Source organism: Rhodococcus sp. KB6 (assembly GCF_001445685.1).
In the GTDB taxonomy this organism is placed as follows: domain Bacteria; phylum Actinomycetota; class Actinomycetes; order Mycobacteriales; family Mycobacteriaceae; genus Rhodococcus_F; species Rhodococcus_F qingshengii.
On record NZ_LNAK01000058.1, the window covers coordinates 1 to 8708 of the forward strand.

At 62.3% G+C, this 8708-nt stretch carries 6 protein-coding genes and 1 pseudogene; 2 read left to right on the plus strand and 5 right to left on the minus strand.

What is annotated here, in order from left to right; all coding sequences use genetic code 11:
* Positions 1 to 100: 100 nt before the first annotated feature.
* From ASU23_RS11980 to ASU23_RS11995, 4 genes are all read right to left on the minus strand, one after another.
* Positions 101 to 535 carry a rhodanese-like domain-containing protein gene (locus tag ASU23_RS11980; RefSeq protein ID WP_058037991.1) on the minus strand — a complete coding sequence of 145 codons (435 nt, stop codon included), beginning with the start codon at positions 533 to 535 and terminating at the stop codon, positions 101 to 103.
* A 537-nt stretch (positions 536 to 1072) separates the two neighbouring features.
* Positions 1073 to 2686, minus strand: a complete 1614-nt coding sequence (locus ASU23_RS11985) for an NlpC/P60 family protein (RefSeq protein WP_172827046.1) — start codon at positions 2684 to 2686, stop codon at positions 1073 to 1075.
* A gap of 296 nt (positions 2687 to 2982) precedes the next feature.
* Positions 2983 to 3306 carry a hypothetical protein gene (locus tag ASU23_RS34500; RefSeq protein WP_147343786.1) on the minus strand — a complete coding sequence of 108 codons (324 nt, stop codon included), beginning with the start codon at positions 3304 to 3306 and terminating at the stop codon, positions 2983 to 2985.
* Positions 3307 to 4082: 776 nt separating this feature from the next.
* Complete coding sequence (locus tag ASU23_RS11995; protein WP_054186626.1) at positions 4083 to 4445, minus strand: metalloregulator ArsR/SmtB family transcription factor; 363 nt, start codon at positions 4443 to 4445, stop codon at positions 4083 to 4085.
* Between the two features lie 98 nt (positions 4446 to 4543).
* On the opposite strand from ASU23_RS11995, the pseudogene ASU23_RS12000 reads away from it, so the two are divergent.
* Both ASU23_RS12000 and ASU23_RS33940 read left to right on the plus strand, forming a co-directional pair.
* Positions 4544 to 6564: pseudogene (locus tag ASU23_RS12000) on the plus strand (heavy metal translocating P-type ATPase).
* Between the two features lie 185 nt (positions 6565 to 6749).
* Entirely contained in the window at positions 6750 to 6926 is a 177-nt protein-coding gene (locus tag ASU23_RS33940) for a hypothetical protein (RefSeq protein WP_156423133.1), read from the plus strand.
* 658 nt (positions 6927 to 7584) lie between these two features.
* Here ASU23_RS33940 and ASU23_RS12005 read toward each other — a convergent pair.
* Positions 7585 to 8280, minus strand: a complete 696-nt coding sequence (locus ASU23_RS12005; RefSeq protein ID WP_054186625.1) for a TIGR02206 family membrane protein — start codon at positions 8278 to 8280, stop codon at positions 7585 to 7587.
* Positions 8281 to 8708 lie beyond the last annotated feature (428 nt).

An 8708-nucleotide genomic window follows, 5' to 3' on the forward strand; every position in this document is an offset into this window, starting at 1 on the left:
GGGACCGAATCTGACTCACAGCAGGTGGGGAACTATCTGGCCGTACGCGGGGAGAAACCATGGCCACAAAATGCGCCATAAATGGCCGCCAGTGGGGAGCTTACGATGGCCGTCGACACTCCGTGAACCCCAATGCGGAGAGCGTTCGAACTGCAATTTCGCTCATTCTTCCGGTCATGCAGTACACCGCAATCGGAGTCGATCTCTCGCGTGGTAGTTCTGCAGCACGCCGATCGAGCTGATCGAAGGGAATCCGTGCATTCGTCCCCGGAATCGATCCCTCGTCCGGCGTATGAACGTCCACGACGAAATAGTCCTGCGAGGAGACCGCTCCGGCGAAGGTCGGAACATCAACCGTCATCGGAAGTCCGCCCTGCTCGACACGCATGGTTGCCGGAAGGTCGGTTCCACAACCGGCTACCAACACAAGGATGACCAGGAGCAACGAGACGCCGATCCACCGATCACCCCTGCGAGCCCTGCGCCATTGCATCTGAGAACGCGAACGACCCACTGACCACGTCACCTTGCCCATCCACGGCACCTGTCTCACGATTCGGCGAACGTACTGTCATGACCCGGTGACCCCATCGCGCCGGAATGAACTACTACCGCACATAGTATATCGAGTCGATCTGCAATGCCAGGAGAGATCGACTCCACTGCAACTGCCTGAAACTCGCCAAAGTCGATTCTGCCCAGAAGGTTTCGTCCTCGCGGAGCCTCTCGAGAGAATCCCGCCAAGTCGCCTCAATCTGGAATGAACTAGGCGCCGCGCGCGGTTCTACCCGAATCTCACCCCACCACTCTTCGATTCACCTGGGCAGGAATTGCTTTCCAGATTCAAACCTGCGAATGCGGGGTGACAATGCTCTGCGGGACCGACTTGGCCGACCCGGCATTGTCGGGGTTGAGGCCCGCGAAAAGCTGGGCCCACAACAAAGTCTGCCCCACCTTACGAGCAGCTCGACCGCACGTGTCCAGATTCGGAGCACAAACATGTGAACGACGCGCGTGCAACGTTTTCGGCCGACCTCGAAAGCCTACCCATACCACCGACGGTGAAGAGCGCCTAGAGAAGCCTGGTCACGTTGGGAACCATGCCATCCCAACGCACCGGGGAAACCTTGACCACATCGCCGGACTGCGGGGATTCGAGCATCTGATTGTTGCCAAGGTACAGCGCCTCGTGCTGACTTGCGTTGGGCCCGTAGAAGATCAGGTCTCCTCGCTTCATCTGAGAAGCTGGCACCTGTCTTCCCGCGGTGTACTGGTACCCGGAGTAGTGCGGAAGTGAAATTCCCACACCAGCAAACGCGTAGATCATAATTCCGGAACAGTCGAAGCCTGCATTTTCGAAATCACCGAAAGTGTCCGCCACTCCACCGTCACGAATTCCGAAGGTAGGCCCGTTCGCGTCTCCGCCTCCCCACGAATAGCGCACACCGAGTTGCGACATGGCCCGGTCGATGACGGTTTCGATGGCACCGTCACCCGTGGCCGAATTCTGGCCGTTGTCCCCCTCGCCGTCACCGGGATCCGTCGTCGTGGCCGGAGGAGCAGTCGGCGGTAGCGTCGTCGCCGACGGCGGAGCCTTCGTCGGAGAAGCAGTCGGCGGTAGCGTCGTCGCCGACGGCGGAGCCTTCGTCGGAGAAGCAGTCGGCGGTGGCGTCGTCGCCGACGGCACTTCCGTCTCCGAGGGGCCGTCGTTGATCTGTGTATGCGGGCGCTGCCTGCTGGCGATGTCCGCGGCGCGATCACGTGCTATTTGATCCGCAGCAACCCGAGCCGCAGCTTCCGATGCTGCTTGCTGAGCTGCTGCGATCGCCGCTGCGGTAGCTGCTTCGTCTGCTCGGCGCTGAGTGTCCCATTGGTCGTAGACCTGTCGCTGGTTCTGCAGTCCCGTCACGCTGTTTCTCGCTGCATCCAACTCGCTTTGCGCCGAATTGCGCTCCTTCATGACCACTGCCTGTTGGTCTGTTGCCGACTTCTGCACATCTGTCACGCGCTGGATTGCTTCCATTGCAAGGGCTTTGTTGTCTTCTGCTCTCGCTGCAGCAGCGTCGGCAGTGGCCTGGGCTGCCCGTGCCACAGACTCCGTGTTCGAGCGCGACGTTCGTGCGCGCTGAAGCTCGTCCATGACGGCGTTATGTTTCTTCGTAATCATCCGCACCAGATCAGCTTTGGCCAAGAGATCGTCAGGGCTGTCGGTTCCGAGGAAGGCGGTCAGCGAGCCGGCGGTGCTGCCTTGCCTGTAGCTGGCGGCAACGAAATCGTCGAACTGCTGCTGCGCCACCTCGATCGCCTGCCCAGCCACTCCCATGTCAGTGCGTGCAGAGGCCACAGCGGCAGTAGCAGCCACCGCGACATCACGTGATGACTGAAGGTCCACCAACGCCTTGTTGACATCCTCCCGCTTGATCGCAACCTGGGCGGCGATCTCGGCGAGTTGCGCATTCGCCGACGCAACGTCGTTGATCAGATCGCCGATGCGGCCCAGAGTTTGATCCACGCGCGAGTCCGCCTGTTGCAACTCGGAATCGCTCGGATTCGGTGGTGGTGGTGGTGGGGGAACCGCTGTCGCGATACCGGGAATGGTTGCGACGATCGAGCTTGCGAGAGCCAGACCGAGGACAGTGTGAGCGACTCTCGTGCGAGCACGCGTGGGTCGATTCCGTTGCCTCACACACACCCCGTCCTCGATTATTCACCTGAACTCGACACCCATGTACTAAGGACAATAGTAGATAAATATCACCAACTGCCCCATATGACAAAAAGCGTCACATGTTCCCCTCGAGCACCACAGATCGGCTGACCGTGCCGTCGCACCGGATTGGACCAGAACAGCAATACTCGTGGGCTCGGGACCGTCCGCACCCGCTGCGTGGAATCGCCACCGCGCCTTGGTCAGGAATGTCGGGTGCACGCACGAGTCGCCGGCGGCACCTCCCGATCGTCCTTGCGCCTGCTGAAGGTTCGTTACAGAGCGACGGTGATCGCCGCGGTGTGCAGCTGGCCCCGCGCCTGGAACTCGATGAACAGCCGCCAGTCGCCGGACTTCGAGAGTTTCGCAGGCACATCGAATTCCGAACCTTGCCGACCGCTGGCCAGCGGCGTCAAATCAGCAAAGGCCAGAGTCTGTGCGTGGATTGCAGTGACATGGATATCGGCATCCTCGTAGCGCTGCAGGTCGAATACCGGCTCGCCGTCTCTGGCAATGTCCACCGTGAGCTCGCCTGCCTGGCCGGGCGTGAGTTTCCCCGCGACCGTGAGCGTGTAACCGTCGATCTCTGTCGACGGCATGGCGTGAGGAAGCCTTTCCGGAGTACCCTCGCCAGGGACTGTGACCAGCTGCGAAAGCACCTGTGTTTCAGAGGTTTTCCCGCTGAGAGTCCGAAACTGGGCGTATGCGCGGTATCTCCCGGGCACGAGGCTCAAGATCGGTGCGCTCCAGTTGCCGTCATCAGCCATCGTCGGATGCAGATGCGCGAATCTCGTCGAGTCGTCCCGAATGAAATACAGATGCATGGGCTGGCCGTGCTCTGCCTGGTACTCGGTTATCGCGCTGCCCCCGGAATCGTCGATTCGAAATCTCCACGTCGTGGCTTGACCGGCGGGAATCGTCGAATCGTCAGTAACTAGCGTCGTGTCGGATGTGCTGGACTCGAGCCCATTCATCGCTGCCGAGGATTCGCCGGCCGTGCTTGACGATGGCTGAAGGGAGGGCGCCACGCTATCAATAGCGCTGTTCGCGCAGGCCGTCAGTGATGTCACGGTCGCGACGACCAGAGCCGTCACCGTCATGTACCGAGGCAGACTACGAGTATCCATCGGGTTGGATCGCTTTCGTTGTTCCACCGACCAGGGGAGGAGATGTCAGGGGTCGAAATGAAGGGTAACCCGATCAGGGGAATGCCGATTGATCAACACATTCACCTCGACCCAGCGGAGAGATCGAGGTCGGTCACACCACTGCACCATGGCTTCAGCGAGTTTGTCGCCGCACGCACTGACACCAGGCCGTCAGACGCGCCGCCGAGGGAACGACGGCGTCGATTGGCCGCATATGGAGCAAACCTCTACAGGGCACGGATCGGGTCGTCGGCGATTCCGAGCCCGAGATGTTCGATGTGATAGACCGCTTCGTCGAGAAGCATCGCCACATGATTGTCGTACAGGCTGTACACGACGTTGCGGCCCTGCCGCGTCCCCGTCACCAACCCCATCGCACGCAGCAGCCGCAATTGATGCGAGACAGCGGACTGCTCCATCCCCACCGCCTCCACCAGGTCACCCACAGAACACGCCCCGTGCCGCAGCCGAGTCAACATCCGCAGTCGACTCGGCGTCGCCAACGCCTGCAACGTGGCAGCCACCGTCGCGGCCGACTCCGCATCGAGCTGCGCGGGCGGCGTGGCTGTGCCTTCGACTCCGTGACCCATGTGAGGCATCCTACCCATCATGATTACATGAAGAGGTCTTCATATTTTCCTGTATCGTGGCGTTCGTTCCCACCCCGCCACCAGCCGGAAGCCGTGCCATGACCACCCCCGTACGCAGCGATCCACACACCGGCCCCGCCGCGCCCCGGCCCGCAACCGCCGCCCGCACCCGAGCATTCGCACTCCCGGAAGTGCGGTGGGCAGCCATCGCGACCGGACTGTTCGCCCTCGGGCTCGCCGCTCAGTTCGGCGGTGCCCCGACCTGGCTGTGGTGGACGCTGTATCTGGGCTGCTACGTCACCGGCGGGTGGGAACCCGCACTGGCGGGTCTGCAGGCGCTTCGAGAGAAAACCCTCGACGTCGACCTGCTCATGATCGTCGCCGCGATCGGCGCCGCGGCGATCGGCCAGGTCCTCGACGGCGGCCTGCTGATCGTCATCTTCGCCACCTCCGGCGCGCTGGAAGCATTCCTGACCCAGCGCACCGCCGACTCGGTGCGCAGCCTGCTCGATCTCGCACCCGAACGTGCCACCGTCATCGGCCCTGACGGGCACGAAACCATGGTGGATGCAGCGTTTTTGACGGCAGGTGATGTGATCGTCGTCCGTCCGGGCGAGCGGATCGGCGGCGACGGCCGGATCATCTCCGGAAGCAGCGATGTCGATCAGGCCTCGATCCCCGGAGAACCCCTACCAGTGGCAAAACATCGCGATGACGAGGTGTTCGCCGGAACCCTCAACGGGACCGGCACTCTGCGAATCCGGATCGATCACGCGGCATCGGAAACGGTCGTCGCGCGGATCGCGGCGATGGTCGAAGAAGCGTCCGCCACGAAAGCGAAGGCGCAGCTGTCCATCGAGAAGGTCGAGCAGTACTACTCGGTCGGAGTCGTGGCCGCGACCCTCGCAGTGTTCTTCATCCCGTTCGGGCTCGGCGGCGCCCTGCAACCGTCGCTGCTGCGGGCGATGACGTTCATGATCGTCGCCTCCCCGTGCGCGGTCGTGTTGGCCACGATGCCGCCGCTACTGGCGGCGATGGCCAACGCCGGCCGCAACGGCGTGTTGGTCAAATCCGCCGTCGTGATGGAGCAGCTCGGTTCGGTCACCACCGTCGCATTCGACAAAACCGGAACCCTCACCAAGGGGTCCCCGGCCTGACGGACATCCGGCCGATGAGCGGGGCGAACATCGCCGCCGACGAGCTGCTCACGTTCGCCGCCGCTGCCGAGCATCCCAGCGAGCACCCGCTCGCCGCCGCGATCGCCGCCGCCGCCCGCCAACGCGGGCTGAAGGTGCCCCCTGTCGAAGAGTTCGACTCCGCCCCCGGCCGCGGAGTGCGAGCACGCCTGAACGGTCGCCGGATTCAGGTCGGCAGCCCCGCGTACCTGCTTCCAGCCGCGTCGGCCGCGATCGCGGACCGTGACACCGCCCAAGCGATGTCTGCGGCCGCCGAGATGGAAGCCGGTGGAAAGACCGCGATCGTGGTGATTGTCGACGCCGCACCGATCGGAGTACTCGGACTGGCCGATCAACTCCGCGACGGCGCCCGCGGTGTCGTCAATGAACTGACTTCCCTCACCGGACACACTCCGGTTCTACTGACCGGCGACAATCCCCGCGCCGCCGCTGCGCTCGCCGCACAGGTCGGGATCCCCGACGTGCGGGCCGGACTCCTCCCCGAGGACAAGGTCACCGCCGTCGCCGAACTCGAACGCAGCGGCGCGAAAGTGCTACTGGTCGGTGACGGCGTCAACGACGCCCCCGCACTCGCCGCCGCGCACACCGGCGTCGTCATGGGCCGCGCCGGATCCGACCTCGCCCTCGACACCGCCGACGCCGTCATCGTCCGCGACGAACTCGCCACCATCGCGCGCGTGATCGCCCTCTCACGCCGCGCACGCCGCATCGTGATCGCCAACCTCGCGATCGTCGCCACCTTCATCACCACCCTCGTCCTGTGGGACCTGTTCGGGCACTTACCGTTACCCCTCGGTGTCGCCGGACACGAAGGTTCCACCGTCATCGTCGGACTCAACGGAATGCGACTCCTCAGACAAAGTGCCTGGCTCCGAACGCGAACCGGCCCACGCACAGTGCCGCCCGTCGCCGCGAGGGGTTGAGCTCGTTCGGCCAAAACCCCTAACCGAGTCACGCACTCGCGTGCGGCACCGGCGGCACGCGAGCGTGCCAGCGCAGGCGCGCGCACCCTCCACGGGGCCTCGACCCTCCACCATCTACTATGTTCGATAGTAGTAACTGATCGTGGGTCACCGCAGACCATTCGATCCGACCAAAAGGAGACCCCATGAGTTTGATGCCCTTCCTCGTCGTGGTTCTCGGGATTCCGGTCGGAATGGCCACGATGGTGGGGTTGATGTCCGTAGGTCACGAAAATGGCCATCGCAAGTCCAGAGCTGAGCGAAGGATGCACCGCCTGCGTTCGGAGGTCAGTCGACTCAACTCAGAGAATGTCGCGCGCTGACCCCCTGATGAGTACGGTCCAAATCCGCAACAACTTGCCGTTCTGCGCCAGGGGATCCCGTGGCTTGGCGCCTCTGGACGCGATTTTGTTGCGATCACTGCTTGCTCGTTCGACTGGACGCTGTGAGTTATCACGGTACAGCGATACTCGCCCCGGGCGACCTACTACTTGCGTCGCTTCCTACTTGGCCGCTTCGCCTGCGGAACGCTTCTCCGGATGGATGCAAAGTAAGAACTTGGGCGACAAGTTAGGACTCGTTCAGTTTCGCGTGGGCCTGCAGCCAGTCACTGCCATGGAAGCGACGACGTAACCGGCCCGCTCAACCGCGACCATTCGATTAGGCACATCAGAGCCGGCAGAAGTCCACTGAGACATCGACATGAGGTGATGTTCCCCCGTAGGTGTTCAGTGCCCTGCAGCCACGAGGCAGAGTGGCCGCAGGGCACTGAACGGGCAATCCAACTCACTTGTTTTGGGTATGTGCAGCTACCGTGAACCCCACAGCCCAGTCAGCCGAAGAGACGCCTCTCATCGCATCCGCTCAATGGCCGACCCACTAGCACCCAAGGCCGCTGGGCGCCAACACATTCCGCATCCAGTTTGTCCTTTGGATAGAAAACGCGGCGAGAAGCCACTATCTGTTCAGATGACATCTGCCTCACCCAGGACGCCGAAGCGACGGTTGCCACAGCCACGTCATCAGGCCCCACACCAGCAGCAGCACTGCCGAACCGGTCGCCAAGTACACCGGCCACGGACCCATCACGTCCAACAGCGATGCTGTCACCGGCTTCGCATTGAGAAATCCGTAGTTGGTTCCCGCAACAATATTGAACGTGAATGCGACGGTCGCCCAGGCTGCCGTGGACGCGATAGCAAATTTGTAACTGCCCCATCCTGGCCGCATCCCCCTGCCCCACGTGAGATAGATCGCCGCCCAGACCACCAACAGATGAATCGCCCAGAAAGCGAGAAACTCGTAACTTGGGAAATCTGGCCCCGCCAGAACCGGTGAGATCAAAGCCTGCGTACTGAGAACCAGACCCCAGTAGTAGGTCAATGAAAACGCCCAATGCCGCTGCGACCACAACGCATAGGCCGCTGCAGCGGTCACCAAATCAGTAAGCTGCAAAGGCACCGAACTACCGATAGAGAAAGGAATCGCCGAGTAGACCATCGCCGATCCGTAGATCGCGCCCGTCACCGCCCCGAACAACCGACCGAAGCGCCGAGCCTGCACCTCCGTCTGTCGACGTCCAACCAGGACAAGCAGCAAGGCCCCGGACGCGAACAGAGCAATAACGGCCCAGTACGACGGCCCGTACGCTGAAAACGCCTGCTGCGCAATGTACAAAAGTCACCTCACCTCCGCAGAGTCTGCACGCGAGATCGTCCTCTGGCTGTGCGGTCGAGCAAACCCGTGTTGTCGCCGCTTAGGTATAAACATCATCCACTGTTCCACAACGAAAACCGCCTGCCGCGAGTAATGCGGAAAAATCCTCGCTGTTCGCGCTCGCCGCCGGTCAGAAGAATCTCGGCGTTGCACCCGAAATCCGCCATCGCAATACTGTTGGGTAACTAAGGGTGACGATTTGAGGACCGCACACTAGTTCCAGTCGATGTGGACGGATTCGATGGAATCGAAGTGAAATCCGAAAGTGTCGCTGAATCGCCCTGGGTTCGGTGGAGACTTCTGGCCTTGGAAACGAGGATGGAAGCATGCCGAATGAACGGGTGTCAGGGAGGCCGACGATGCGGCGGTATTCGCCGGAGGAGAAGGCC